At 66.0% G+C, this 24,189-nt stretch carries 27 protein-coding genes; 11 read left to right on the forward strand and 16 right to left on the reverse strand.

Translation table 11 applies throughout. The features are described from left to right. Positions 1-24: 24 nt before the first annotated feature. Positions 25-501: a GNAT family N-acetyltransferase gene (locus IC762_RS06405; RefSeq protein WP_195787817.1), complete on the forward strand. Its 477-nt coding sequence runs from the start codon at positions 25-27 to the stop codon at positions 499-501. Between the two features lie 25 nt (positions 502-526). Here IC762_RS06405 and IC762_RS06410 read toward each other — a convergent pair whose 3' ends face one another. Next, positions 527-910 (reverse strand): VOC family protein, encoded by a 384-nt coding sequence (locus IC762_RS06410; protein WP_195787819.1) that lies wholly within the window; start codon positions 908-910, stop codon positions 527-529. A gap of 314 nt (positions 911-1,224) precedes the next feature. On the opposite strand from IC762_RS06410, the gene IC762_RS06415 reads away from it, so the two are divergent. Together IC762_RS06415 and IC762_RS06420 are read left to right on the forward strand one after the other, a co-directional pair. Beyond that, positions 1,225-1,872 (forward strand): bifunctional transcriptional activator/DNA repair enzyme AdaA, encoded by a 648-nt coding sequence (locus tag IC762_RS06415; protein WP_195790017.1) that lies wholly within the window; start codon positions 1,225-1,227, stop codon positions 1,870-1,872. Beyond that, a complete protein-coding gene (locus tag IC762_RS06420; RefSeq protein ID WP_195787821.1) occupies positions 1,824-2,291 on the forward strand; it encodes a PaaI family thioesterase in 468 nt (155 codons plus the stop codon). The genes IC762_RS06415 and IC762_RS06420 overlap by 49 nt, the downstream gene beginning before the upstream one ends. Before the next feature lie 85 nt (positions 2,292-2,376). Here IC762_RS06420 and IC762_RS06425 read toward each other — a convergent pair whose 3' ends face one another. After that, positions 2,377-2,904, reverse strand: coding sequence for an ester cyclase (locus tag IC762_RS06425; protein WP_195787823.1), 528 nt, complete (start codon positions 2,902-2,904; stop codon positions 2,377-2,379). On the opposite strand from IC762_RS06425, the gene IC762_RS06430 reads away from it, so the two are divergent. After that, on the forward strand, positions 2,892-3,452 hold the full coding sequence (locus IC762_RS06430) for a hypothetical protein (RefSeq protein ID WP_195787825.1): 561 nt from the start codon (positions 2,892-2,894) through the stop codon (positions 3,450-3,452). The genes IC762_RS06425 and IC762_RS06430 overlap by 13 nt on opposite strands. Before the next feature lie 59 nt (positions 3,453-3,511). Here IC762_RS06430 and IC762_RS06435 read toward each other — a convergent pair whose 3' ends face one another. Both IC762_RS06435 and IC762_RS06440 read right to left on the reverse strand, forming a co-directional pair. Next, positions 3,512-4,711, reverse strand: coding sequence for a hypothetical protein (locus IC762_RS06435; protein WP_195787827.1), 1,200 nt, complete (start codon positions 4,709-4,711; stop codon positions 3,512-3,514). Positions 4,712-4,807: 96 nt separating this feature from the next. Next, positions 4,808-5,284 carry a MarR family winged helix-turn-helix transcriptional regulator gene (locus IC762_RS06440; RefSeq protein WP_195787829.1) on the reverse strand — a complete coding sequence of 159 codons (477 nt, stop codon included), beginning with the start codon at positions 5,282-5,284 and terminating at the stop codon, positions 4,808-4,810. A gap of 97 nt (positions 5,285-5,381) precedes the next feature. On the opposite strand from IC762_RS06440, the gene IC762_RS06445 reads away from it, so the two are divergent. Continuing rightward, a complete protein-coding gene (locus tag IC762_RS06445) occupies positions 5,382-5,750 on the forward strand; it encodes an antibiotic biosynthesis monooxygenase family protein (protein WP_195787831.1) in 369 nt (122 codons plus the stop codon). A 54-nt stretch (positions 5,751-5,804) separates the two neighbouring features. On the opposite strand, the gene IC762_RS06450 is transcribed toward IC762_RS06445, so the two are convergent. The 3 genes from IC762_RS06450 to IC762_RS06460 all read right to left on the reverse strand — a co-directional run bounded on the left by IC762_RS06450 (position 5,805) and on the right by IC762_RS06460 (position 8,578). Then, entirely contained in the window at positions 5,805-6,335 is a 531-nt protein-coding gene (locus IC762_RS06450; RefSeq protein WP_195787833.1) for a GNAT family N-acetyltransferase, read from the reverse strand. 145 nt (positions 6,336-6,480) lie between these two features. Beyond that, complete coding sequence (gene groL, locus IC762_RS06455) at positions 6,481-8,127, reverse strand: chaperonin GroEL (RefSeq protein WP_195787835.1); 1,647 nt, start codon at positions 8,125-8,127, stop codon at positions 6,481-6,483. 154 nt (positions 8,128-8,281) lie between these two features. Next, positions 8,282-8,578, reverse strand: a complete 297-nt coding sequence (locus IC762_RS06460) for a co-chaperone GroES (protein ID WP_195787837.1) — start codon at positions 8,576-8,578, stop codon at positions 8,282-8,284. Between the two features lie 317 nt (positions 8,579-8,895). Between IC762_RS06460 and IC762_RS06465 the strand changes: the two genes are divergently transcribed. After that, on the forward strand, positions 8,896-9,420 hold the full coding sequence (locus IC762_RS06465) for a hypothetical protein (RefSeq protein ID WP_195787839.1): 525 nt from the start codon (positions 8,896-8,898) through the stop codon (positions 9,418-9,420). A 137-nt stretch (positions 9,421-9,557) separates the two neighbouring features. Here the strand turns inward: IC762_RS06465 and IC762_RS06470 are convergent, their stop codons facing one another. Then, complete coding sequence (locus IC762_RS06470; RefSeq protein WP_433995876.1) at positions 9,558-10,517, reverse strand: IS5 family transposase; 960 nt, start codon at positions 10,515-10,517, stop codon at positions 9,558-9,560. Between the two features lie 274 nt (positions 10,518-10,791). After that, on the reverse strand, positions 10,792-11,571 hold the full coding sequence (locus tag IC762_RS06475; RefSeq protein WP_195787843.1) for a protein phosphatase CheZ: 780 nt from the start codon (positions 11,569-11,571) through the stop codon (positions 10,792-10,794). A 310-nt stretch (positions 11,572-11,881) separates the two neighbouring features. Between IC762_RS06475 and IC762_RS06480 the strand changes: the two genes are divergently transcribed. Beyond that, positions 11,882-12,688, forward strand: a complete 807-nt coding sequence (locus IC762_RS06480) for a L,D-transpeptidase (RefSeq protein ID WP_195787845.1) — start codon at positions 11,882-11,884, stop codon at positions 12,686-12,688. A gap of 68 nt (positions 12,689-12,756) precedes the next feature. Here IC762_RS06480 and IC762_RS06485 read toward each other — a convergent pair whose 3' ends face one another. From IC762_RS06485 to IC762_RS06510, 6 genes are all read right to left on the reverse strand, one after another. Beyond that, positions 12,757-13,638 carry a DUF2076 domain-containing protein gene (locus tag IC762_RS06485; RefSeq protein WP_195787847.1) on the reverse strand — a complete coding sequence of 294 codons (882 nt, stop codon included), beginning with the start codon at positions 13,636-13,638 and terminating at the stop codon, positions 12,757-12,759. A gap of 113 nt (positions 13,639-13,751) precedes the next feature. Further along, the gene (locus IC762_RS06490; protein ID WP_195787849.1) at positions 13,752-14,609 is read right to left on the reverse strand and encodes a ChbG/HpnK family deacetylase; all 858 of its coding nucleotides are present in this window, start codon (positions 14,607-14,609) and stop codon (positions 13,752-13,754) included. Next, entirely contained in the window at positions 14,606-15,649 is a 1,044-nt protein-coding gene (locus IC762_RS06495; protein ID WP_195790018.1) for a glycosyltransferase family 2 protein, read from the reverse strand. The genes IC762_RS06490 and IC762_RS06495 overlap by 4 nt, the downstream gene beginning before the upstream one ends. Positions 15,650-15,812: 163 nt before the next feature. Continuing rightward, positions 15,813-16,790: an ATP phosphoribosyltransferase gene (gene hisG / locus IC762_RS06500; RefSeq protein ID WP_195787851.1), complete on the reverse strand. Its 978-nt coding sequence runs from the start codon at positions 16,788-16,790 to the stop codon at positions 15,813-15,815. Continuing rightward, complete coding sequence (locus tag IC762_RS06505; protein WP_195787853.1) at positions 16,787-17,962, reverse strand: ATP phosphoribosyltransferase regulatory subunit; 1,176 nt, start codon at positions 17,960-17,962, stop codon at positions 16,787-16,789. The genes hisG and IC762_RS06505 overlap by 4 nt, the downstream gene beginning before the upstream one ends. A gap of 287 nt (positions 17,963-18,249) precedes the next feature. Beyond that, on the reverse strand, positions 18,250-19,008 hold the full coding sequence (locus tag IC762_RS06510; RefSeq protein ID WP_195787855.1) for a 16S rRNA (uracil(1498)-N(3))-methyltransferase: 759 nt from the start codon (positions 19,006-19,008) through the stop codon (positions 18,250-18,252). 211 nt (positions 19,009-19,219) lie between these two features. Between IC762_RS06510 and IC762_RS06515 the strand changes: the two genes are divergently transcribed. Further along, positions 19,220-19,948: a hypothetical protein gene (locus tag IC762_RS06515; RefSeq protein ID WP_195787857.1), complete on the forward strand. Its 729-nt coding sequence runs from the start codon at positions 19,220-19,222 to the stop codon at positions 19,946-19,948. A gap of 10 nt (positions 19,949-19,958) precedes the next feature. Beyond that, positions 19,959-20,891: a 4-hydroxybenzoate octaprenyltransferase gene (ubiA, locus tag IC762_RS06520; protein WP_195787859.1), complete on the forward strand. Its 933-nt coding sequence runs from the start codon at positions 19,959-19,961 to the stop codon at positions 20,889-20,891. Positions 20,892-21,105: 214 nt separating this feature from the next. Here the strand turns inward: ubiA and IC762_RS06525 are convergent, their stop codons facing one another. Then, positions 21,106-21,633, reverse strand: coding sequence for a DUF6101 family protein (locus IC762_RS06525; protein ID WP_195787861.1), 528 nt, complete (start codon positions 21,631-21,633; stop codon positions 21,106-21,108). 272 nt (positions 21,634-21,905) lie between these two features. On the opposite strand from IC762_RS06525, the gene IC762_RS06530 reads away from it, so the two are divergent. Further along, a complete protein-coding gene (locus tag IC762_RS06530) occupies positions 21,906-23,300 on the forward strand; it encodes a TldD/PmbA family protein (RefSeq protein WP_195787863.1) in 1,395 nt (464 codons plus the stop codon). Further along, positions 23,287-24,096, forward strand: coding sequence for a 3'(2'),5'-bisphosphate nucleotidase CysQ (locus IC762_RS06535; RefSeq protein ID WP_195787864.1), 810 nt, complete (start codon positions 23,287-23,289; stop codon positions 24,094-24,096). Before IC762_RS06530 ends, IC762_RS06535 begins: the two co-directional genes overlap by 14 nt. Positions 24,097-24,189 lie beyond the last annotated feature (93 nt).

Below are 24,189 nucleotides of genomic sequence, written 5' to 3' on the forward strand. Positions count from 1 at the left end.
CGCCGGCCGACAACGATGCCTGGGATGCGCCAGAGCGAGTTCAACGTCGCCGCCGAGGATCCGACGCAGCCGGACATCCGGCAGCTGATTGCCCTGTCGGACGCCCACATGGAGGGGCTGTATCCGACCGAGAGCAACCACCTGGCTGGCGCCGAGGCGCTTGCGGGACCGGACACGGTGTTCCTGGTTGCACGCCGCAATGGCGAGGCGTTCGGATCGATCGCCTTCCGCATCATCGTGTCCGGTCATGCCGAGATGAAGCGGCTGTTCGTCCGCGCCGAGGCGAGAGGATTCGGGCTCGGCCGGCGGCTGCTCGCAGCTCTCGAGCATGAGGCGCGCCGGCGCGATATCGACCGCATCAGCCTGGAGACCGGAATCCGGCAGCCGGAGGCGATTGGGCTCTATCGCGCCTCCGGCTTCCAGGAGTGCCCGCCGTTCGGCAGCTACGCGGCCGATCCGCTCAGCCTGTTCATGACCAAGCGCCTGAACCGGGTGGGCTAGCGAAAGCGTAACCTACTCCACGGTCCTAGGCCTCGTGCGGGTCCGGCGGCGTGGCGATCTCGACCAGGATGCCGCCGGGCGCGGTGCAGTAGAAATGCGCGCCGCGGCCGCTGCGGCCGGCTTCCTGGATCGGCTGCGGCGACAGGCCGGCGGCGACCAGTTCGCCGCGCTTGGCCTCAACGGCATCGCGGTCCTCGACATAGAGGCCGAGATGGAAGGTCTCCGGATAGCTCTCCGGGTCGGCCTTTTTCAGTTTCATGAGCGTCAGCACGAAGCCGTCGTCATTGCGCAGGATCGTGAAGGCGCCGGCGCCGCGTTCGAGCAGGCTCTTGAAGGCGAAGTGGCGCTGGAAGAAGCCGGCGAGGCCGCCGACGTCGGAGGTGGCGAGATTGAGATGTTTCAGGTGCATGGGTCGCATCCGTTCGGGTTCGAGGGAACGGACGGTGACGACATCGAAGCTGACGGAAGAGCCGAACTGGCAGTGCGCGCGACCCAACCGGCAGCGTGACGATCGCGTCGCTCTGTCCGGCCGTGGGTCTCTCCGCAGCGCGGAGGGCTAGTATTCCCGTCGGGAACTGGCCGGGCTTACCAATCCGGCCACACCTATTTTCGGCAGAGAGGCCGTAACACGCGGCGCGATGCAGCGTCAAACGGCGGTCGTTTCCGGACGTCGTCTCCGCAAAGCGGGTCGTCGTGGCGGCAGCGCGCGGCTATAGCGGTCGCATGCTCGATTTCGCCGCACAGTATCAAGCCTTTCAACGCCGCGATCCCGCCTGGGACGGCGTCGTGTTCGTCGCGGTCAGGACCACGGGTGTGTATTGCCGCCCGGTCTGCCCGGCACGCACGCCGCTGGCGCGCAACATCCGCTTCTACGGCAGCGCCGCGTCGGCGGAGCGCGCCGGTTTCCGCCCCTGCCTGCGCTGTCGTCCCGAGGCGGCGCCGTTCTGTCCGGCGTGGAAGGGCACCCGGACCACCGTCGAGCGCGCGCTGGCGCTGATCGAAGCGGGCGCACTCGACCGCGGCGACGTCGATGCGCTCGCAGACCGGCTCGGGATCGGCGCGCGGCATTTGTCGCGGCTGTTCGCCGAACATCTCGAGGCCTCGCCGCTGCAGGTCGCGCTGTCGCTGCGCGTGCAGCGCGCCAAGCGCCTGATCGACGACAGCGACCTTCCGATCCGATCGGTGGCGCAGCGCGCGGGCTTTTCCAGTGCAAGGCGCATGAACGCGGCATTCGCGAAGCTCTACGGCCGGTCACCCTCGTCGCTGCGGCGGAGACCACCGCCGGCCATCACGACGCAATCAAATCGCGAAGGAGATCAGCAATGGCCAAGACCTACGGCACCGTCAGCGCAGAACAAAAACAGCAGATGAGCGGCCTCGCCTTCGTGCAGGGGCTCGCCGGCGGGGCGCTGCCGCTCAACACGATCGCGCGGACATTGGGATATGACGTCGCGGAAGCCGAGCATGGCCGCGTCGTGGTCACGCTCCGGCCGACCGACGCGCATCTCAATCCGGCCGGCACGGTGCATGGCGGTCTCACCGCGACGCTGCTCGACAGCTGCATGGGGCTCGCCGTGCAGTCGACGCTCGACCCCGGCATCAGCCAGACCACGCTCGAATTCAAGATCTCGCTGGTGCGTCCGATCACGCCGGATACCGGGGAGATCAGGGCCGAGGGCCAGGTGCTCAATTGCGGCCGCCGCATCGGCACCGCCGAGGGCAGGGTCACCGACAGCAAGGGCCGCCTGCTGGCACATGGCACGACGACGTGCCTGATCTTCCCGGCATAGCCAGGAGCTGTAGGGCGCAAAGCGCAGCGTGCCCACCTTCCACGACGTGCTCGTGAAGGTGGGCATGTCGCTACGCTTGTTGCTCTCAGCGCGCGGTTTCCTGAGACCCCGGCATGTTGTTCCAGCCGGCCGGCAGCGCGCCGCCGGGCCGCCCCGCAGGGCCCTCGTGCTCGGGCAATCTGATCAGGCCGAGCTGCAGCATGGCGGTGATCGCGTCTTCCTGCCCGAGCTCCTCGGCGATCCGTCCGTCCTGCACGCGGAGCACCGTGGTGCCGGCGAACCTCATCTTGCGGCCCGAGGCGGCCGGAAGCGAGCCGAGGCGGAAGTCGCTGAGCGCCGCGCCGGTGTGGGTGCCTCCGCCCTCCCAGCGGCCGACGACAAGATCGCCCTCCGCGATCAGATCGCCGACGCCCCAGAAATTGAGATCGGGGAAGGCGTCGCGAAACTCGGTCATGAATTTCGTCACCGCGGCGCGGCCGCGCTTCGGTTCATGCATCGGGTAGTGCACGAGAATGTCCGCGGTGGCGAGCTCGTTGATGATGCGCGGATTCCAGGGATTGCCCCAGAACTCCTTGAACCAGCGGGCCACGACGCTCTTGTTTGCTTCTGACATCGGATCGTCTCCATCTGCGTGTTGCCGGCGTCGCGATCGGCGATGCCGCGATGGGCGCAGTCAACAATGGGACGAGGTGTATCCGACACCCGATTCCGGATCGGGCGTGCTGCGCCGCGCCGCGCCAGATTCTGCTGTGCCCGCATGGCGTTTGGCACGGCCTGTCGCGTCGCGTCGCACGATCCGGAATCGGGTGGTTCGCGGAACGCCAACGCGAAATGCTTCTCCTGAACACGGAGGACCAGGTGATGCGAAACTTCGATGCGATCGCCGCGCTGCGCGGCGAGGGACTCCGTCCCGAATTACGCGCGCTGCTCGATCGCGTGGCGGCTGAGCCGCGCGATGAACTTTTCAGGAGAGGCGACGGAATGCTGCAATCCGGCCCCGACCCCGTCCCCGCAACGGCGCGCAACAACGTCGTGCCGCTCAAGCGCGACAGAGCTGGATCAATCGGCTTGCCGCTGTTTGGCTCACCTCTCCCCGCTGGGGAGAGGTCGATTTGCGCAGCAAATCGGGTGAGGGGCCGCAACTCCGACGAGAGACCGTAATCCCTCACCCGACGCTATGCGCCGACCTCTCCCAAGGGAGAGGTGGACCATCGACGGTCTCAGCGCCACACCGATTTGTCGGCGTCCCAGCGCTGGCCCTTGAATTCCTTCAGCAGCGCGTCGATCGAGCCGTTGTCGTCCTTCGGCTCGCCGCCTTCCTCGTCGCTGCCGGTGTCTTCGGAGAGGCTGAGCTTGGCGCCAGCGCTGTCGTCGGTGGTCGAGGTCGCCGGGCTCGAGACCCACAGGATCATGCGGTCGGTGGCGCCGGGTTTCTCGGGCGAGACCAGCGCGGTGATCTCGAGATTGTCGGTGAGGCCGAGTGCGGGATAGATCGGGCTCGGCCGCTTCAGCACCAGCTTCAGCTTGCCGGTGTTGGCGTTCCAGGTCGCGGAGGCCGGCTTCGCCGACAGCGTCTTGCCGAGCACGCTGCCGATCGCGGTGGCGATCTTGTCCTTGTTGATCTTGTCGCCGCTCATCCAGTCGGCGGCGGCGAAGCGGATGGTGCGGTCCATCTCGATCACGCCGCTGGTCCATCCGGCCGCGGTGACGCCCGCGGTGGATTTCGCCTTCGCGAGCAGCGCGCTGGCGCGTTCGGGGTCGATGGTGAGGTTGATGGTCTGCTCGCCGGCGCGCATCGCATCGCAGGTCACCGCGAGGCTGGAGGTGGCGATCTCGACCGGCTCGCCCTTCAGGCCCTTCAGGAAATCGGTCGCCGCATCGAGCTTGACCCGCACGCCGACCGATTCCGGCGAGACGTCGGTAAAATCCTTCGGTTGCGGCGTGATGCCGTCCTCGCTCGCCTGGTTGTCGAGATATTCCTTCTCGCTGAGGTCGGAATTATCAGACGAGGCGACCTCGGTCACGGCTGGGCCGATCGTGATCTGGCCGCGGAATTCGAAATTATCGCCGGTCTGCTTGCGCGTCAGCTTGACGATGACCGGCTGCTTGTCGGCGACGGTTTGGGTGGTGCCCGACAGCGTCTGGCCGTTGACGGCGAGGTTGGCGACGAACCGGTCCTTGCGGTCGGAGCCCTTTTGCGCGGGATAGCAGACGTCGAGCACCGCCGCCGTCACGGCCTTGCCCTGGCGGGTTTCCTTCAGGACGACGTCGGCATTGCCGTCCATCAGGCCGTCGATCGAGGTGAAATAGCGGGTTTCCGGGCCGCCGGTCGGGTTCGCCTTCGATTGCAGCTTGATCTGGGCGAAAGCAGGCGCCGAGGCAACGGCAAGACCGAGCAGCAGGAGGGGCAGGGCGCGCATGCGATGAAGTCCTCGAGGGGGAGAATCGGTTCCGTCGTAACTACCAAACCTCCGTGTCATTGGCCAAAAAAGAAGGCCGCCTGACGGCGAAGCGGATCAGGCGCGCGTCTCCGGCTCCTCGCTGCTCTCGAGCTTGCCGCGCAGCGCCGTGACGACCCGGTGCATCGCTTCGATGTCCTTGATCGCAAGTCCCTCGGCGAGCCGGTTGATCCAGGGCAGCTGCAGGCGCATGGCGGCGTCGAACGCCTCGCGTCCCCTGTCGGTCAGGACGACGAGCTGGGCCCGGCGGTGGTGCGGGTTGGTCTCGAATGTGACGAGCCCGTCGCGTTCCAGGTCGTTGACGATCCGCTGCACGTTCTGTCTGGCGGCGCCGAGGTCGCGCGCCAGCCACGCCACCGGCTGCGGCCGTTCGGCGGCGATGATCGCGCCGAGAATCTGCCAGCGCGCGCTGGTCAGCCCGAGGGGCGCCACCAGGCGATCGCCGGCGGTGAAAATCAGGCTGTTGAGCCGGAACAGGTCGAGCATCAACTCGCTCAGGGCGTCGCCCGCGGGCGTTCGCTTGGCATGCGGCATTTGTCACCATAAGTTTATATTGACATCATGTTGTCAATATACTACGTATCGATCGTAACGGAATGACACCATAGCACCATATCGAAGGGAACCAACCATGCCGCAGATGCGCCCCCTGGATCCGGCTTTTCCGATCGGCCGCCAGCTCGCGGTCGACGCCACCTCCGTCGTGCTGGTGAACGTTTTCACGCTGGACGCGGCCGACGAGTCGAGCTTCCTGAAGGCATGGCAGGACGATGCCGTCATCATGAAGCGGCAGCCGGGCTTCATCTCGACCCAGCTGCACCGAGCGCTCGGCGCAAGCCCGACCTACCTGAATTACGCCGTCTGGGAATCGACCGCCGCGTTCCGCACGGCCTTCGCCAATCCCGAGTTCAGGGCCAAGCTCGCGGCCTATCCGGCCTCGGCGGTGGCATCTCCGCATCTGTTTCAGAGGGTCGCGGTGGCGGATATCTGTGTCGCGTAGTCCGGCAAAGGCGATCCGGTCGGCGCCGAGGTTGTCGCCTCGGGATCTATCCGTTCACACCGTGTTGCCGCGGAGATCGAGCAGTTGATTCGGCCATCGCATTGCTGAGAGTTCTGCGTACATGCTTCCCCGATAGATCAAGGTCCTCGGCGTCCCGTCCGGCTCAATGAAGTGCGTCGCATTCTCCATCAGCCTGTAGCCCGCGCCTTGGTAGATGCGGGGCTCGTAGGCAAACAGGATCGCGAAGGGAATGTGCCGCTTTGCCAGCTGTTCATGCGCGCGCCGGACCAGCGCGTGGCTGTAGCCGGATCGCCTGCGGTCGGGCGCAACGGCAATTCCGCCAAGCAGTCCGATTTCGACATTCTCGCGTCCAATTCCGACCTCGCGGGTGTAGAGGCCCAAATGGCCGAACACCAGCGGACCATCGCGCAAGATGATGGCTATGTCAGGCGCTCCGACCGCGCGATAATAGTCACCCTCGTTCGGTCCATCTTCGGGAAAGGCATCCCTGAGCAACCGGCCGACGCCGGATGCGAGATCGCTGTCACCGAGGTCATCCGGTCGAACCTGCAACAGCTCAATCATCGGCTCCCCACTCGGTCGCAACGCCGAGAGCTTATCGCGGATCGCAGATTTCCGCCAAAGGCGCGGGCAAGGCCGGGGCCCCGTGGCGAAAAAAGAAGGCCGCCCGGAGGCGGCCTTCGATTGCGATCGGGATGTGCGTGAGGGCTCAGAAGCCGCCCATGCCGCCCATTCCACCCATGCCGCCGCCGCCCGGCATCGCGGGGGCTGCTTCCTTCGGCGCCTCGGCGACCATGGCTTCGGTGGTCACGAGCAGGCCGGCCACGGAGGAGGCGTCCTGCAGCGCGGTGCGCACCACCTTGGCGGGGTCGATGATGCCCTTGTCGACCATGTCGACATAGTCCTCGGTCTGGGCGTCGAAGCCGAAGGTCTCCGACTTGTTCTCGAGGATCTTGCCGACCACGATCGAGCCCTCGACGCCGGCATTCTCCGAAATCTGGCGGATCGGAGCTTCCAGCGCCTTGAGCACGATGTTGATGCCGGCCTGGACGTCGGCATTGTCGTTGGTGAGACGGCCGACCGCCTTCTTGGCGCGCAACAGCGCGACGCCGCCGCCCGGCACGATGCCTTCCTGCACCGCGGCGCGGGTCGCGTTCAGCGCGTCCTCAACACGGTCCTTCTTCTCCTTGACCTCGACCTCGGTCGCGCCGCCGACCCTGATCACGGCAACGCCGCCGGCGAGCTTGGCAAGCCGCTCCTGCAGCTTCTCACGGTCGTAGTCCGAGGTGGTCTCCTCGATCTGCGCCTTGATCTGGCCGACCCGGGCGTCGATGTCCTTCTTCTTGCCGGCGCCCTTGACGATGGTGGTGTTCTCCTTGTCGATCACCACCTTGCCCGCGCGTCCGAGCATGTTGACCGTAACGCTCTCGAGCTTCATGCCGAGCTCGTCGGAGATCAGCTGGCCGCCGGTCAGGATCGCGATGTCCTCGAGCATCGCCTTGCGGCGATCGCCGAAGCCCGGCGCCTTGACGGCTGCGACCTTGAGGCCGCCGCGCAGGCGGTTGACCACCAGCGTCGCCAGCGCCTCGCCCTCGACGTCCTCGGCGAGGATCAGGAGCGGACGGCCGGACTGCACCACGGCTTCCAGCACCGGCAGCATGGCCTGCAGGCCGGACAGCTTCTTCTCGTGCAGGAGGATGTAGGCATCTTCCAGCTCGGCGGTCATCTTCTCGGCGTTGGTGATGAAGTAGGGCGAGAGATAGCCGCGGTCGAACTTCATGCCTTCGACGATGTCGACCTCGGTCTCGAGCGACTTGTTCTCCTCGACCGTGATCACGCCCTCATTGCCGACCTTCTGCATCGCCTGCGCGATCATCTTGCCGATCGCGGTATCGCCGTTGGCCGAGATGGTGCCGACCTGGGCGACTTCCGACGAGGAGGCGACCGGCTTGGCGCGCTTCTCGATGTCCTTGATGACGGCTGCGACCGCGATGTCGATGCCGCGCTTGAGGTCCATCGGGTTCATGCCGGCGGCGACCGACTTGCCGCCCTCGCGGACGATGGCCTGGGCCAGCACGGTCGCGGTGGTGGTGCCGTCACCGGCGGTGTCGTTGGTCTTGGATGCGACCTCGCGCAGCATCTGCGCGCCCATGTTCTCGAACTTGTCCTCGAGCTCGATCTCCTTGGCGACGGTGACGCCGTCCTTGGTGATGCGCGGGGCGCCAAAACTCTTCTCGATGACGACGTTGCGGCCCTTGGGGCCCAGCGTCACCTTGACGGCATTGGCGAGCACGTCGACGCCGCGCAGCATGCGCTCGCGGGCGTCTCCGGCGAATTTCACGTCCTTGGCAGCCATTGTGTGTACTCCTGGATGATTGGGATGCGCCGTTTCTCTCGCTCGTCATCGCCGGGCTTGACCCGGCGATCCATCTTCTTCCGAAGTGTGATGGATGCCCGGGTCAAGCCCGGGCATGACGGCGTGGGGGTTGCGGCAGCGCGAATGAACTACGTCAGGCCAGCACGCCCATGATGTCGGACTCCTTCATGATCAGGAGCTCCTCGCCGTCGAGCTTGACCTCGGTGCCCGACCATTTGCCGAACAGCACGCGGTCGCCGACCTTGAGGTCGATCGGGATCAGCTTGCCCTGCTCGTCGCGGCCACCCGGGCCGACGGCGACGATTTCACCCTGCGAGGGCTTTTCCTTGGCCGAGTCCGGAATGATGATGCCGCCCTTGGTCTTCGCTTCGGCATCGATACGCTTGACCACGACGCGGTCATGCAGCGGGCGGAAGGTGGATTTAGCCATGACGTTCCCTCTTGGAAGGCTGGTTTCAGGTCCGGTTCATCGAGACCGGCGTTGGATACGTCCCGTCAGCGCCCGACAGGACGCCGGACGCGCTTAGCAATCGTAGTGCGAGAGTGCCAACCGCGCGCGGGAAATATGGCCTGGCGCCGATCCTGTCAAGCAAAGTGGGTTAAGGCCTTGGTGAGGCCAATATAGGATGGTGGACCGGAAACCAAATCGTAGCGATGACGTAATTTTGCCAGACGTCGTTGCTCCGCCTTAAGTTTTACGCTTGGCTGCGGGACGGGTGTGGCCAGGACAGAAGTCGGGGGATGCAAATGAACAGGTCACTCAACGCGCGATTGGTCGCACGGCTCGCGGCTGTCCCGGCGCTGGCGCTATCCCTCGGGGCGTGCAGCAGCTTCAGCTTGCCGTCGTTCTCGTCGAACAATCCCGAGCCGCCGCCGCAGGCCGATGCCGGAGGGGGGCCGGAGATGCCGGCGACCATCCGACCCGACGAGATCGTCGGCCGCTGGGGCCTCGCCTCGTTCCAGAACCCCGCCGACCGCGCCCGCACCGAGAAGGCCGCGCGCGATCAGTGCAAGCAGCCCTACGTGATCGGCGCCGGCCAGTCCGGCGGCGTCATCATGCATCTGGCCGACCAGGCCACCCCGCAGGAATTGCGGCTGAAGGGTTCGCCGAGCGGCAAGAACTATATCGGCCCGCCCGGCCCGACCCCCGGCGAGCAGGACCGCGAGATCGTCTCGTTCGACGGCCGCGTCCTGATCACCCGCTTCGTCGACAAGGACGCCGCCACCCGCTACGGCAACATGGTCTACGTCCGCTGCGCGCCGCGGGCGTAGTTCGTTTCTCGATCTCGCCGCATCAAAGGTCCGCCTCTCCCCTTGTGGGCCTGTTGCGTTATTGACGTTTTGAAGCGCGGCGGGAGAGGCAGGCGTGGCAGCCGGAACGGTGTTGATTGATGTGCTCGGAGGGCGGCTCAGGCTGCGATTGTCGCCCACCGCCGCATATTGAAGGCGATGGCGGCGAGTTTGACCTGTGCGCTTGCCTTGATCAGGCCAACGTAACGGATACAGGTCAGCCGCATGCGGCATTTGAGAGTGGCGAAGGTGGTCTCCACCTGCGCCCTTCGCCGTGCGATGAGGCGGTTATAGCGTTTGAGCCTGGCCGGTAGCTCCGGATGATGCTTGTTGGGGCGGCGCGCGATCCGAGGCTTCTTGCCTTCCGCTTTCAGCCGAGCCCGTCTGGCATGGGTGTCGTAGGCCGCGTCGGCCCACACTGCGGCTTCATCTCCGCGGATCAAGTCGTCTGCCGGTGTCGTGTCGTTGATATTGGCGGGTGTGGTCAAAACCGCGCGGATCAGGCCGGATCCTTCGTCGACGCCAACATGTGCCTTGTAGCCGAAGGTCCAGCCGCTCTTGCCTTGCCGCTTGACGAACCGGGCGTCGGGATCGTTTGACGGCCGATCATCCTTCGGCGGTGCAGATACCGCCTGGATCAAGGTCGCATCCAGCATTGTGCCGCGCTTCAGGATAACACCGGCATTCTCGAGCTGACGGTCCAGTTCACTGAACAGCTTCTCCAAAAGCTCCTGTTCGACCAACTGGTTCCGGAAGCGGCTGAGCACCGTGTGATCAGGCACCGCATCCTCAAGGCTCAGACCGACGAAGCGCTTGAACGATAGCCGATCTCCCAGCGCCTCCTCGAGGTCGCGATCCGAAAGACCATAGAGCGACTGCAACAGCAGCGCGCGGAACAGCACCAGCACAGGATAGCCCGGGCGACCGGGGCTTGCCTCATCCCGCAAATGGGCCAGCAGCTTCTCGAACCGATACCATTTGACCAAGCTCGACAACCGCTCCAGCGCCGCATTGGCGCCAGCCCCCTTCGGCAGCAGCGCTTCCACAAAGCTCGGCTGTCCCGTCTGCTTCACCGCCATCGTCATTCCCCTCGGCCTTTGCCCTAAGGAATCACAATCGCCAGATTACGCAACAGGCCCCTTGTGGGAGAGGCCGGATTGCATCGCAGATGCAATCCGGGTGAGGGGTATCTCTCCCCGAGTTCAACTCTCTCAGTCTGGGCAAGCGGAGAGATACCCCTCATCCGGCGCTTCGCGCCACCTTCTCCCACAAGGGGAGAAGGAAAGAGGGCGGCCACAAACAAAAACGCCGGCCCTTGAGGCCGGCGCTTTGTATTCTCCCAATGCCGATCGTTCAATTGAACATCGCGTCGATGTCGTCCTGCGAGGCGTGGCCGACGTCGCCGTCGAGCTTGGGGCCGTTGAGCAGGCGGGCGTCGCCCTCGCGGGTGTCGACGATCGGCGGGGCGTGCGACTTGATGGCGTCGACGCCGCCCCAGATTTCCATCATCTCGCTGATGTGCTGCTCGATGAACTTCATCGTCTGCATCACCTTGTTGATACGCTGGCCGGTGAGGTCCTGGAAGTTGCAGGCCTCGAAGATCGCGATCACGCGCTCCTGGATCTCCTCGCTGAGCAGCTTCTGCTGGTCCGGCGTCACATTCTTCGACAGCGCGCTGGCGGCCTGGTCGATCGCCTCGACCGCCTCGAGGATCTGCTGGGTGGCCTGCTCGGTGCCGCCGACCACGGCGCCGAGCTCGCCATTGACCTTGGCCATCTCCTCGCCGTTGAAGCTCTTGCCGTGCAGCACGGCGATCTCGCGCTTGGTGCGGCTGATCGCGTCGTGGATCAGGTCGAGTTCGACCTTGAGCTTCTCGCATTGTTCGACCTGGGCGCGGTAGGTCTCGAGCATCGCATGCATTTCGGCAACCTCGCGCGCCACCATCGCTTCCGTGGTCTCGATGGCGCGCTGCGCGGGCGGCGCGGCCATCTGCGCGCGGATCGAGCGCAGTTCGGCCATGATCTCGCGATGCATCGGGCCGATGTCGACGCCGCCGGTCGCCTCAGGCTCCGGCGTGGCCACGTCGCCCATGATGGCCTGCTCGACACGAAAACGCTTGCGCTTCACTGACATGATTTCAATTCCCGCCCCATAACTGATGTCCGTTCTAGACAGAGCGGATTTAACGTCAGGTTCACGCGGGAACAGTTTGCGCGCATCACGTGAAGCAGCGTCGAACGGCCGGTTAACCATGTCGGGCGCGCGTTCACGCAAAATAAACGCTGTCGGCCAAAACCGCCGCCGATTGCCGGCGTGGTGAATCCCAACCGCGATTCCGTTTACCAAACCGATGCGGTTTTCATTGCTTATTGACCACGTGCAACGGCGCAAGGTCTTGCCGCCGCACGCAACACGTCACGACGAAACAGTACAGAGTACGTCGATGCAAAACAGAACCACGCTTGCGCTGCTTGCCGGCGCCACCTTCCTTGTTGCTGCTCCGCTTCCCGCATTCGCGATCGATGCGGCGCAGCTCCCCGAGCCCACCGTGATCTACGCCGCCCCGCCGGCGCCGCCGCCGGTGCGCACTGCCTATGCGCAGCCGCAGCGCTCCAGCATGGGCGGCGGCTTCATCGAATTCCTGTTCGGCGACGCGCCATCGTCGCAGGGCTACGCGCCGCAGCAGCCGGTGTATCAGCAGCAGCCAGCCTATTACGGCCGTCAGTCGCTGCCGCCGATGGATCCGCAGCAGCAGATGATCCAGCAGCAGCAGGAAGCCGGTATCGATCCGCGGCAGCAGCCGTTCGATCCGAAATACGAAAAGCAGATGGTCGACTATTCCGGCAAGGAAGGCGCCGGCACCATCGTCGTCGATACCCCGAACAAATTCCTCTATCTGGTGCAGCACGACGGCAAGGCGCTGCGCTACGGCATCGGCGTCGGCAAGCCCGGCTTCACCTGGTCTGGTGTCAAGACGGTCTCGGCCAAGCGCGAATGGCCGGACTGGACGCCGCCGGCGGAAATGCTGGCACGCCGTCCCGATTTGCCGCGGCACATGGAAGGCGGCCCGGAAAATCCGCTCGGCGCGCGCGCGATGTATCTGGGATCCACGCTGTACCGCATTCACGGCTCCAACGAGCCCTGGACGATCGGCACCAATGTCTCCTCCGGCTGCATCCGGATGCGCAACGAGGATGTCATCGACCTCTACGGCCGCGTCAATGTCGGCGCCAAGGTCGTGGTGATGTGATCGATCACAACGCTTGAATCAAAACGGCCGCTCGATGAGAGCGGCCGTTATCGTTTAAGCGATCGCGTTTACGCGTAGTCGCTGTTGTCGCCGCCGCCGTCGAAACCATCATCGTCGTCGGCGTCCTGATCATCGTCTTGGTCCTGGTCGGCCTGCGCCTGGTCGAACGCGCTGGTGCGCGAGCCGGAATCATTGTCGCGGCCGGAGGAGTTGACGTCGTTGATCCCGGCGTCACGCGCCAGATTGCTCGACGACTGGTCGCCGCCCCAAGGACGCGAGCCGCCACCGAACAGGCCGCCGCCGTCGGCAACCGACTGGTGCGTGCCGCCGCCCATCAGGCCGCGGATGCTGCTCATCAGCATCGAACCGCCGACCACGCCGGCCGCGGCCGCAGCCGCAGTGCCGAGGAACGAGCCGCCGCTACCGCCGCCGAACGCGCCGCCCTGCGGAGCGCCGTATTGCTGGCCGTAGCCTTGTCCGCCCTGGCCGTAGGACTGACCATAACCGCCAGACTGGCCATAACCGCCGGACTGGCCGTAGCCACCGGATTGATCATAGCCGCTGGCATGCTGCATCGCCTGGCCCGAGTTCCAGACCGGGCGGCTGCCCTGATCGCGGCCCATGTCGGGGGCACGCACCGGCGGCACCGACCCGTGCGACTGATCCTGGCCGAAAATCGCACCACGCATCGAATCGAGGAAGCCGCCGGATTGCTGCTGCGCCGGCTGCTGCTGGCTGACCGCGGCCTCCAGCTCCTGGATACGGTCGTGGGCGCGCTTCAGCGCCTCGTCCTGCACCAGCGCCGTCTGCACCAGCGCATAGACCGCGTTCGGCGCGGTGCGCAGGCCGGCCATGATCGCGGACATGGCCTCATTGTCACGTGGGGCATTCTCCAGCTTGGCGAGCCGGTCGAACAGGTCGTCGATCAATTGGCGTTCTTGCGGTGTCATGGCGTTCTCCATCGCGTCGATTGCGAACCGGCGCGCCCGAGATGTAGGACGGGCTTTGTGGCGCAAGGAGTGGGGGTGCGAATTAAATTTCTGTATGCGACAAAACGACCGGATTACCTTGGCGAATTCAGCCCCAGTGTAACATTATTCAGCGCGAGCTGCGCCGGAAAGTCGTCGCTTGCGAGATAGGCATATTCCTTCTCGCGCTGCGTGGTCAGGATGTCGAGGTTCTTCAGCACCTCGTCGACGAAGCCGGGATGGCACATCACGAGCCCGTCCTCCGGCAGGTCCTTCAGGAAGCCGCGCATCAACGGCCCGAAATCCGGCTCTTTGGTGAAATCATAGGCGCCGGCAAAGGTCGGATTGAAACGCAGGCCGAGCTTTCTCGCCTTGTTGCGGAATTGCGTGCTGAGCACGTCCAGCACCAGGGTCTTGAACCCGGTGACCCGCTGCGTGAACGGCAAATTGAGCCCGCCCTGGCGCACCCAGGCATCCGGCGTGCGCTCTTTCACCGCGCGCAAAAAACCGTCGCGCACCTGCGGGAACAGCTGCGCGTGCTGGTGGCCATCGACATAGTCGGGGGCGCGACGGAACAGCTCGCGAAAGGCGTCGAGTTGCGCCAGCACCTCGGCATGAACAAGCTCGGCATCGAGCCGCCGCAGCATCCCGGCGCGCAACAGTTTTGGGAACGGCAGGAACATGTCGCCGTCGAGCGGACGGAAGTGCAGCGTCAGCGGCCGGAACGGCGCAGTCAGCGTCACATGCAGCCCGATCGCGCAGCGCGGGCTCTTCGCCACCGATGCCACAAGCGCCGCCGCGGCGTCGCGGCCGATCGCCGGCGTCACCATCATGACCGATGTTGCGTTGAGCCGGCCGCGCTCGATCAGATCGCGGATCGCGCGGTTGACGCCGTCGCTCAGGCCATAGTCGTCGGCACACAGCCAGATCCGGCGTGGTGCGGCGTCGCTCATTCGGCGGCGGTCCGCTCGCTCGCTTCGGCGGCGGCGCCGTCGGCGTGCTTCTCGGTGTGCTCGGCGACGAAATAGATCGGCCGCGCCTTCAATTCACTGAGGATCTTGCCGATATATTCGCCGACGATGCCGATCATGATCAGCTGCACGCCGCCGATCGTCATCACGCCGATCACCAGCGACGGATAACCCGGCACCTGCTTGCCGGTGGTCCAGACTTCCCAGAGGATCGAGAGGCCGAACAGGAAGGCGAAGCCCGCGAGCAGCGCGCCGAGCAGGCTGGCGAAGCGCAGCGGCGCCACCGAGAACGAGGTCAGGCCCTCGATCGACAGGCCGATCAGCCGGCCCGCGTTGAACGTCGTGACTCCGTGCTCGCGCGGCGCCGGCTCGTAATCGACACGGATCTGCTTGAAGCCGATCCAGCTCGCCAGACCCTTGAAGAAACGGTTGCGCTCCGGCAATTGCCGCAACGCGGCCGCCGCGCGCGGCGACAGCAGCCGGAAGTCGCCGGCATCCTCCGGGATCTTCTGCCGCGCGCCCCAATTGATCAGCGCGTAGAAGCCGCGCACCGCAAGCCGCCGCGCCGCCGATTCATTGTCGCGGTTGGCCTTCGCGGTGTAGACGACATCGTAGCCGTCCTCGATCCAGTGCGCCACCAGCCGCTCCACCAGCGTGGGCGGATGCTGGCCGTCGCCGTCCATGAACAGTACCGCGCCGCGGCGGGCGTGGTCGAGGCCGGCCATCAGCGCCGCCTCCTTGCCGAAATTGCGCGACAGCGACACCACCTGGACGTCGAGGCCGTCGGGCGGAAGCTCACGCGCGATCGCCAGCGTATTGTCGGCGCTGCCGTCGTCGACATACACCACCTCGCAGGCGACGCCGTAGCGGGCGCGCAGCGACTTGGCGAGGCCGACCAGCCGCGCGTGCAGCGCGGAAAGTCCGGCGGCCTCGTTGTAGACGGGCACGACGATGGACAGGCCGCGGGAGGATGCGGTCTTCGCGGTTGTGGTCAGGCTGGAAACGTCAGAGCCCAGCATCATCATCGATCAGGTTCCGGAACTAGAGCGTTTTCGAGCGAGGCCGGTCCCGGACTTGATCCGGGATGGACTTCCGGTTCGCGTGCAGAAAACGCGTCGAAAAAGAGATCATCTGCACAATATGGTACCGCCGGCCGGCTGTCGCCAACATGAACGGCCAATTGACTCATTGTCGCAGGAAGGCCTCGAGTTTCGCGAACAGCGGGTTCTCGCGGTCGAACACATAGTCGAGCGACACCACCGACACCGTATCGGCGCCGTGGTCGCGCAGGAAGGAGCCGAGCGCGTAGAGTTTTCCCGGTGGGCAGTGCAGCGTGAGCATGCCCGACGAGGTCGGCCCGCCGAACGGAGCGACCACACCGAACCGGTTGTGTGCCTCCGTCAGCAGCGCATCGTTGCAGCCGGCGAAACGGGTGCGGACCTCGCGATACTTGCTGGCGCGGGCGCGGGCGGCGATGTGGTCGAGGATGACGCGCGCCGTCTCGCGGGCGCCGTTCGACCAGTCGGCATCCCGCGACGCAACGAGGTTGGCCTGGCTGCGCAGCATCACGCCGTCGTCGAGCACCTTCAGCCCGTTGGCGGTGAGCGTCGCTCCCGTCGTGGTGATGTCGACGATCAGCTCGGCCGAGCCGGCCGCCGGCGCACCCTCGGTGGCGCCGGCGCTCTCGACGATGCGGTAATCGCCGACACCATGCTTGGCGAAGAAGCCCCGCGTCAGGTTGATGTATTTGGTCGCCACCCGCATGCGGTGATTGTGCTGCTCGCGGAAGCCGCTTGCGACGTCGTCGAGATCGGCCATGGTGCGGACGTCGATCCAGGCCTGCGGCACTGCGACCACGACGTTGGCATAACCGAAGCCGAGGCCGTCGATCATCAGCACGCGCCGGTCGGCGTCCGCGATGCTCTCGCGCACCAGGTCCTCGCCGGTGACGCCGAGATGCACCGTGCCGCGCGCCAGATTGGCCGCGATCTCGCTCGCCGAGAGATAGGCGATCTCGACATTGTCGACGCCTGCGATGGTGCCGCGATAGTCGCGCGCGCCGCCGGCCTTCGACAGCATCAAGCCGGCGCGGGCGAAGAAGCTCTCCGCGTTCTCCTGCAGGCGGCCCTTCGAGGGTACCGCGACGACGAACGGCGTGCTCATGCGGCGTCTCCGCGGCTGGCAGGTTTGCCATGCCGGACCAGCGCTTCGATCCAGACCGAGAAGCCGACCGCGGGGATCGGGTCGGCCGCGCCGAGCTGCGACATCAGCCCGTCGTAGCGGCCGCCGGCGACCAGCGGCTCGGCGCCGTTGCCCTTGGCGTGCAGTTCGAACTCGAAGCCGGTGTAGTAGTCGAGGCCGCGGCCGAACGCGGTCGAGAATTTCGTCTTGTGGGTGTCGATGCCGCGCGCCGCCATGAAGCCGACGCGGCTTTCGAACTGGTCGATCGCCGCGGTGAGGTCGAGCTTGGCGTCGGAGGCCAGTGCGCGCAGCTGCGCGACGGCCTCGTCGGGATCGCCCGCGATCGCAAGGAAGCGCTTGATGATGTTGACCGCATCGCGCGGCAGCGCGCCGGCCTTCAAGGTCGACTGTTCCAGGAAACGGTCGGCGATCTCGGCGACCGTGCGTCCGCCGACGTTGGTGGTGCCGGCGATCGACATCAGATCGGTGACCAGCGCCAGCGCCGCCTTGCGGTCGGAGCCGGCGAGCGCGGCGAGCACGCCCTCATATTCGTTGCGGCCCGGCGCGGTCGAAAGCGTCAATCGCTCGATGTCGTCGGTCAGCGAGACCTTGCGGTTGAAATCCTTGATCAGCCGCCGCCGCCACACCGGATAGAGCCCGAGCGCGTCGATCAGCGCGTTGAACAGCGCGACGTCGCCGGTGCGGATATCGACGTCGGAGAGCCCAAATGCCGTGGTCGCCTCCAGCGCCAGCGCCAGCATCTCGGCGTCGGCCGCGGCGCGGTCCTGCCGCCCGAAGGATTCGATGCCGGCCTGCAGGAACTGGCTGGTCTGGCCCCAGCGATAGCGGAACACCGGGCCGAGGTAGCTGAAGCCGGCCGGCTGGCCGGCGCGCGGCGAGGCGAGGTAGTCCCGCGCCACCGGGATCGTCAGATCCGGGCGCAGGCAGAGTTCCTCCCCGGTCGGATCGGTGGTCAGATAGAGGCTCTTGCGGATGTCCTCGCCGGAGAGATCGAGGAACGGTTCCGCCGGCTGCAGGATCGCGGGCTCGGACCTGGCGTAGCCGGCCTGCGCGAACGAGGCCAGCAGCGCATCCGCCCAGGAGGCTGGTCCTCCGGCGGATTGAGGTGTGCGCGGTGTGGCGGCTTCGGTCATCGCAAGGTCCAAGAGGTGCGGAATTTCTGGTTCCGGTACCGGGTTCCAGGTTGGCTTGGCGCAGCCATTACCATGGCCGAACCAGGGTTTCGACAGGGAACGGCCAGATGGCTTAATGATTGCGTCGGTTAACGATTTTACGACGACTTGGCTAGGGGCGCGGCAGTCTCAACTGCACCTCCCCTTGAAAAGGGGAGGTCGCTTTGCCCGCAGGCAAAGCGGGTGGGGATCATCTCTCCCCGCGCGCATTGGTATCTGCGGCCGACCCCCATCCCGACCTTCCCCTTTCAGGGGTAAGGAGAAGACCGCCAATCGCCCAGCGCGGCCTGCACCAGCGCCAGCGCCGCTACTGCCGCGGTGTCGGCCCGCAAAATCCTGGGCCCCAGCGCAAGCCGGAGAATGCGCGGCTGCCGCAACAACGCTGCTCGCTCTTCTTCGGCAAAGCCGCCCTCGGGGCCGATCAGCACGTCGATCCCGGCATTGGTTGCCTTCGCCGCTTGCAGCGCCTGCACGGGATCGGCCACTTCCGCGGCCTCATCGCAGAACACCAGCAGCCGCGCCGAATCGCGGCCTGACAGGAAGCGCTCCAGCGGCTTCGGCTCGGCCACCTCGGCGAGCGAGAGGATGCCGCATTGCTCGGCCGCCTCGATCACATTGGCCCGCATCCGCTCGCCATTGACCCGCGACACCTGGGTGAACCGCGTGATCACGGGCGCGAGCCGCGCCGCACCCATCTCGACCGCCTTCTGCACCATGTAGTCCAGCCGCGCATGCTTCAGCGGCGCGAACGCGTAGGTGATGTCGGGCAGATGGTCTTGCGCGCGGGTCTGCGTCGTGATCGCCAGCGTATCGGCCCGTTTGCGGCCTGAAATCTCGGCGCGCCATTCGCCGTCGCGGCCGTTGAAGGCCAGCACGGTGTCGCCGGCGGCAAGCCGCAGCACATTGCCGAGATAGTTGCTCTGGTTGCGGTCGAGCGTCACGGTCGCACCCGCGCCCAAGGCGGCGTCGATGAACAGTCGGGGGCTACGAAAGTCCAGTTCAGGCATATTTGATCGGTCCGTTCCGCCGCGCTTCTAGCCTAAAGACCTCAAATCCCGGAACAATTTTAATGTGGCCGATGTGGCCCTACGCCGCGCTCTCGCCCAAATCCACGGGTTGTTAAGGCTTCGCAGGAATCGTAAAACGCCCCCTCAAATGTCGTTGCTTCGTTTGGAAGCCGCCGGGGTTGCCTCGACCTTTGCCGGAGAAACACCCTCGATGATCCGCCGCCTGATCGTGCTGACCATTGCCGCGACCGCCCTGTCCGCAGGCCATGCCGCCGCCCAGAGCGCATTTCCGGCGCCGTTGCCGGGCCAGGCAGGCACTGTCAATGACCCGGCGTTCCCGCCGGTGAATGGCGCGCCTGCCAAGCGGGCCGGCACCGCCTCCGATCCCGCCTTTCCGCCGGTCAACGGCGCGCCGGCATCCAGGATCGGTGCGACACCGTCGGCGTTCCCGAGCCAGGGCGCCGCGCCGATCGCCGGCGGCGGGCTTGGGTCGCCGCCGCCCCCGCCGGGCGCGGGCGAAGGCGGCGCTTCGGAAGCCTGCATGAAGAACTTCGTGCCGTTGCGCGAGGAGGCCGAAAAGCGCGGCAAGGCGATCAAGACCGCGAGCGACCGCCACGCCAGCCCGCAGGAGGCCTGCAACCTAATCGGCAATTACAGCCAGGCCGAGGTCAAGATGATCAAATATGTCGAGACCAACGCCAGCAAATGCGGCATCCCGCCGGAGATCGCCAACCAGCTCAAGAACGGCCACAAGAACACCGAAGGTCTGCTCAAACGGGTCTGCGGCGCCGCGCAGCAGGCCGCCGCCCAGCCGCGCGGGCCGGCGGGGCCGTCGCTCAGCGACGTGCTCGGCTCGTCCGCCTCGATGCCGGAAGCGACCGCGACCAAGAAGGGCGGCAGCACCTTCGATACCTTGAACGGCAACGTTCTCACCCGATGATCGTGCTGACATGACCGACGTCACCACCCGCGTTGCCGACTCCACGGGCAACTGGGTGGATACGCACGCGCCGGCGTGGTCGCGGCCCTATCTGCGGCTGGCGCGGTTCGATCGCTCGATCGGCTCGTGGCTATTGTTGATGCCGTGCTGGTGGTCGGCGGCGCTCGCCGCCGGCACAGCCCACGACATCAGATCGCTGCCGCTTAACGTCGTGCTGTTCTTCGTCGGCGCCTTCGTGATGCGCGGCGCCGGCTGCACCTGGAACGACATCACCGACCGCAACCTCGACGCCAAGGTCGAGCGCACACGCTCGCGGCCGATTCCGGCCGGGCAGGTGACGGTGACGCAGGCGCTGATCTGGATGGTGCTGCAAGCGCTGATCGGGCTCGCGGTGCTGCTTCAATTCAACCGCTTCGCGGTGTTGACCGGTATCGCCTCGCTCGCGATCGTTGCGATCTATCCCTTCATGAAACGCATCACCTGGTGGCCGCAAGTGGTGCTCGGCCTCGCCTTCTCCTACGGCGCGCTTATGGGCTTTGCGGTGACCTTCGCGCGGATCGATGCGACGGCGATCGCGCTCTACGCCGGCTCGATCGCCTGGGTGATCGGCTACGACACGATCTACGCGCACCAGGACGCCGAGGACGACGCGCTGATCGGCGTCAAATCCACCGCGCGCCTGTTCGGCGAACGCACCCACCGCGCGCTGGTGGTGTTCTATGGCGCCGCCGTGCTGCTCATCGCCACAGCACTGTGGCTCGCTGCGGCGCGCTGGCCGGCCTGGCTCGGGCTCGCCGCCTTCGCGCTGCAATTGGCCTGGCAGATCCGGCGCCTCGACATCGCCGATCCCAAGCTCTGCCTGCGCATCTTCTGGTCCAACCGCGAAGCCGGCCTGATGCTGTTCGCCGGACTCGTGGTTGATGCGGCGTTGCGGGCGATGTGATGACACGCCTGTAAGGAAGGCAAGCTATGCCTCCGCCCACCGCTGTCATCGCCCGGTTTATCCGGGCGACCCAGTACGCCGCGGCCTCTCGGCTCAAGCACAACTGCCTCTGGAATACTGGATCACCCGCATGCGCGGGTGATGACACCGCGTGTTTGGTGCGCGGACCGCCCACAAATTCGACAATGCGTGCGTGGCGAGCGCAGCGACGCAACTAATCCCGCGCGATGATCTCGCGTTCGTCGCGATGCACGCTTTCGCCGTTGAGGCGGAAACCCGTGCGGCGGCGGACCAGGAATTTCGGGCGGCGGCTGCGGATCGCGTTGCGGCGGCGGCGGCGCACCGACGGCTCGCGCGGCGGCGCCTGCTCGGTCAGCTGCGGCAGGCGGAAGATCTCGCTCCAGCTCTGCCACGCGGCGGTGATCTCATCGGTGTCCGAACTCGCACCGAGCGGAATTGACAGCGCGGGATCACGGTGAACCAGCACCACCATCTGCGCGTCGTCGATGCCGCGCACCGCGACGCCGAGGAAGTCGCTGACGCGAAGGTTGACCGCCATCCGCATGCCCTGCACGGCACGGCGCAGCACGATGCGTTCGCGATGAAGCTCGATCTGCCGCATCCCGCCATCCGCGCGCGCATCCTGCGCGTGAAAGGAGAGCGGAAGGGAAAGAGGGTCGAGCCGCTGTGCGCAGCTCGACCCGGCGGAATGGATTCCGCTTGTTGGTGTTTGACGCCTCACGTCCTAGTCTCCCCGCCGGGATTATGTTCCCGGTCGATGCGTGAGACCTTAGCGGACGCGTGGCCGTTTCAGCTTAAAAAGCCTGGTTAACCCGTTCTCACCTGGCACCATGATTGACAAGAGGTTGGCCGGCATGATTGACGAGACCTTGCACGGACGCTTCAAATCTTTGTTGTCCGGCGGTGCAAAATGCTTGAAATCGCTGTGAATCCGGCACATCTGATGGGATCGGCGCCGTTATCCCGCCCCGTCCAATCCGCAGGAATCTGTTCGTGAACCCTTCACCATCAACATCGTCCGCGCGAGCCGGCGATCCTTCCGGCCTGTTCGATCAGTCCGGCTTGAGCGATCTCGCACAGCGGCTGGTCGACGCCGCCAAGCGCGCCGGCGCCGATGCGGCCGATGCCGTCGCGGTGCGCGGCATCTCGCAGGGCGTCGAGGTGCGCGACGGCCGCGTCGAGGAGACCGAGCGCTCCGAGGGCGACGACGTCGGATTGCGGGTGTTCGTCGGCCGGCGCCAGGCGGTGGTGTCGACCAACGACGTCTCCGGCGACGGCATCGCCAAGCTCGCCGAACGCGCGGTCGCGATGGCGCGCGTCGCGCCCGACGACAAGTTTGTCGGGCTCGCCGATCCGGCGCTGCTGGCACATGATTTCCCCGATCTCGATCTGCTCGACCGCACGGTTCCCTCGACCGCCGAGCTCGAGCGGCGCGCGATGGAGGCGGAGGCCGCGGCGATCGCCGTCAAGGGCGTCACCAAGTCCGGCGGCGGATCGGCTTCGACCGGGATCGGCGGCATGGTGCTGGTAACGTCAACCGGCTTCCACGGCTCCTATCTGCGCTCCAGCCATTCGATCTCGACGACCGCGATCTCGGGCGAAGGCACCGGGATGGAGCGCGACTATGATTTCACCAGCGCGCTGCACGGCTCCGATCTCGATGCGCCCGCTACCGTGGGGCGCAAGGCCGGCGAGCGCGCGGTGGCGCGGTTCAATCCGCGCAAGGTCGAGACCTGCAAGGTGCCCGTCGTGTTCGATCCGCGGGTGGCGGGCTCGATCATCGGTCATGTCGTCGGCGCCATCAACGGCGCCTCGATCGCACGCAAGACGTCGTTCCTGAAGGACAAACTCGGCGAGCAGCTGTTCTCGAAGGACATCCGCATCGTCGACGATCCGCTGCGGGTGCGCGGCCTGCGCTCGCAGACCTTCGATGCCGAAGGCGTCAAGGTGAAGAAGACCGCGCTGATCGATGCGGGCGTGCTGACCACCTGGATCCTGGATTCCGCGACCGCACGCGAGCTCGGCCTGGTCACCACCGGCCATGCGCATCGCGGCGTGTCCTCCTCGCCGTCGCCGGGATCGTACAATCTGCATCTCGAGCCCGGCGCGGTGACGCCGAAGGAATTGATCTCCGACATCAAGCAAGGCTTCTACGTCACCGACCTGATCGGCTCCGGCGTCAATGGCGTGACCGGCGACTACAGCCGCGGCGCGTCGGGCTTCTGGATCGAGAATGGCGAGATCACCTATGCGGTCAGCGAGGTCACGATCGCAGGTCATCTGTTGCCGATGTTCAAATCGCTGGTCGCCGCCAACGACCTGGAATTCCGCTACGGCGTCAATTCGCCGACGCTGCGCATCGAGGGGCTGACGCTTGGCGGACGCTGATACGGACGACTGGACCAAGGCGCGCGATGCGGCCTTGCTGACCAGGACGGTGCAGGAGGCGGGCCGGCTCGGCCTGTCGATGTTCCGCACCGAATTGAAGAACTGGATCAAGGGCGCCTCGTCGCCGGTGTCGGAGGCCGACATCGCGGTCAACGATTTGCTCGAGGCGAAGCTGCGCGGGGCGACGCCGGATTACGGCTGGTTGTCGGAGGAGAGTGCCGACGACGCCGTGCGGCTCAACCGGCGGCTGACCTGGATCGTCGACCCGATCGACGGCACCCGCGCCTACCTCGCCGGGCGCGAGGACTGGTGCGTCAGTGTGGCGCTGGTTGAAAATGCCTCACCGGTGCTCGCGGCGGTGTATGCGCCGGTCACTGAAGAGTTCTTCTTCGCCGCGCGCGGGCAGGGCGCGACCCTCAACGATACCGCGATCCACGCCACCGCGGGCGGCGATCTGGTTTTTCCGCGCATGGCGGGACCGAAGCCGCTGGTGCAGCGGCTGAGCCCGACGGCGGAGGAGATCACGCTGCATCCGCGGATCGGATCTCTGGCGTTGCGGCTGTGCCGGGTCGCACAAGGGCGACTTGACGCCGCCTTTGCCGGCGGGCAAAGCCGCGACTGGGATCTTGCCGCCGCGAATTTGATCGTGCAGGAAGCGGGTGGTAAGATGACGGCGCTCTCGGGGGACGCGATTGAGTACAATCGCCGGGAGGTGACGCATGGGGTGCTGGTGGCAGCGGGACGCGATCGTCATGCACGCATTGTCGAGCATTTCCAAAAGCGCCCATTGCCGTGAGGCCCCTCCGATCCTCAGCTCCCGTCCGACCGCTGTGACCAGACGTGTTACGACCACGCGTGTTACGACCAACCTCATCTGCTTGCCGGGCAT

It is taken from the genome of Bradyrhizobium genosp. L (assembly GCF_015624485.1).
Lineage (GTDB): Bacteria > Pseudomonadota > Alphaproteobacteria > Rhizobiales > Xanthobacteraceae > Bradyrhizobium.

Bases quoted from the DNA above. Each gene is read 5' to 3' on its own strand.
- IC762_RS06460 (WP_195787837.1), bottom strand. From the start codon at position 8,578: ATGGCTAAATCCACCTTCCGCCCGCTGCATGACCGCGTCGTGGTCAAG.
- IC762_RS06495 (WP_195790018.1), bottom strand. From the start codon at position 15,649: ATGATGCTGGGCTCTGACGTTTCCAGCCTGACCACAACCGCGAAGACC.
- IC762_RS06420 (WP_195787821.1), top strand. From the start codon at position 1,824: ATGGCCAAGACCTACGGCACCGTCAGCGCAGAACAAAAACAGCAGATG.
- IC762_RS06510 (WP_195787855.1), bottom strand. From the start codon at position 19,008: ATGCCTGAACTGGACTTTCGTAGCCCCCGACTGTTCATCGACGCCGCC.
- IC762_RS06465 (WP_195787839.1), top strand. From the start codon at position 8,896: ATGAACAGGTCACTCAACGCGCGATTGGTCGCACGGCTCGCGGCTGTC.
- IC762_RS06505 (WP_195787853.1), bottom strand. From the start codon at position 17,962: ATGACCGAAGCCGCCACACCGCGCACACCTCAATCCGCCGGAGGACCA.
- IC762_RS06415 (WP_195790017.1), top strand. From the start codon at position 1,225: ATGCTCGATTTCGCCGCACAGTATCAAGCCTTTCAACGCCGCGATCCC.
- IC762_RS06475 (WP_195787843.1), bottom strand. From the start codon at position 11,571: ATGTCAGTGAAGCGCAAGCGTTTTCGTGTCGAGCAGGCCATCATGGGC.
- IC762_RS06410 (WP_195787819.1), bottom strand. From the start codon at position 910: ATGCACCTGAAACATCTCAATCTCGCCACCTCCGACGTCGGCGGCCTC.
- IC762_RS06470 (WP_433995876.1), bottom strand. From the start codon at position 10,517: ATGGCGGTGAAGCAGACGGGACAGCCGAGCTTTGTGGAAGCGCTGCTG.
- IC762_RS06485 (WP_195787847.1), bottom strand. From the start codon at position 13,638: ATGACACCGCAAGAACGCCAATTGATCGACGACCTGTTCGACCGGCTC.
- ubiA (WP_195787859.1), top strand. From the start codon at position 19,959: ATGACCGACGTCACCACCCGCGTTGCCGACTCCACGGGCAACTGGGTG.
- IC762_RS06440 (WP_195787829.1), bottom strand. From the start codon at position 5,284: ATGCCGCATGCCAAGCGAACGCCCGCGGGCGACGCCCTGAGCGAGTTG.
- hisG (WP_195787851.1), bottom strand. From the start codon at position 16,790: ATGAGCACGCCGTTCGTCGTCGCGGTACCCTCGAAGGGCCGCCTGCAG.
- IC762_RS06490 (WP_195787849.1), bottom strand. From the start codon at position 14,609: ATGAGCGACGCCGCACCACGCCGGATCTGGCTGTGTGCCGACGACTAT.
- groL (WP_195787835.1), bottom strand. From the start codon at position 8,127: ATGGCTGCCAAGGACGTGAAATTCGCCGGAGACGCCCGCGAGCGCATG.
- IC762_RS06515 (WP_195787857.1), top strand. From the start codon at position 19,220: ATGATCCGCCGCCTGATCGTGCTGACCATTGCCGCGACCGCCCTGTCC.
- IC762_RS06435 (WP_195787827.1), bottom strand. From the start codon at position 4,711: ATGCGCGCCCTGCCCCTCCTGCTGCTCGGTCTTGCCGTTGCCTCGGCG.
- IC762_RS06445 (WP_195787831.1), top strand. From the start codon at position 5,382: ATGCCGCAGATGCGCCCCCTGGATCCGGCTTTTCCGATCGGCCGCCAG.
- IC762_RS06405 (WP_195787817.1), top strand. From the start codon at position 25: ATGCGCCAGAGCGAGTTCAACGTCGCCGCCGAGGATCCGACGCAGCCG.
- IC762_RS06450 (WP_195787833.1), bottom strand. From the start codon at position 6,335: ATGATTGAGCTGTTGCAGGTTCGACCGGATGACCTCGGTGACAGCGAT.
- IC762_RS06425 (WP_195787823.1), bottom strand. From the start codon at position 2,904: ATGTCAGAAGCAAACAAGAGCGTCGTGGCCCGCTGGTTCAAGGAGTTC.
- IC762_RS06480 (WP_195787845.1), top strand. From the start codon at position 11,882: ATGCAAAACAGAACCACGCTTGCGCTGCTTGCCGGCGCCACCTTCCTT.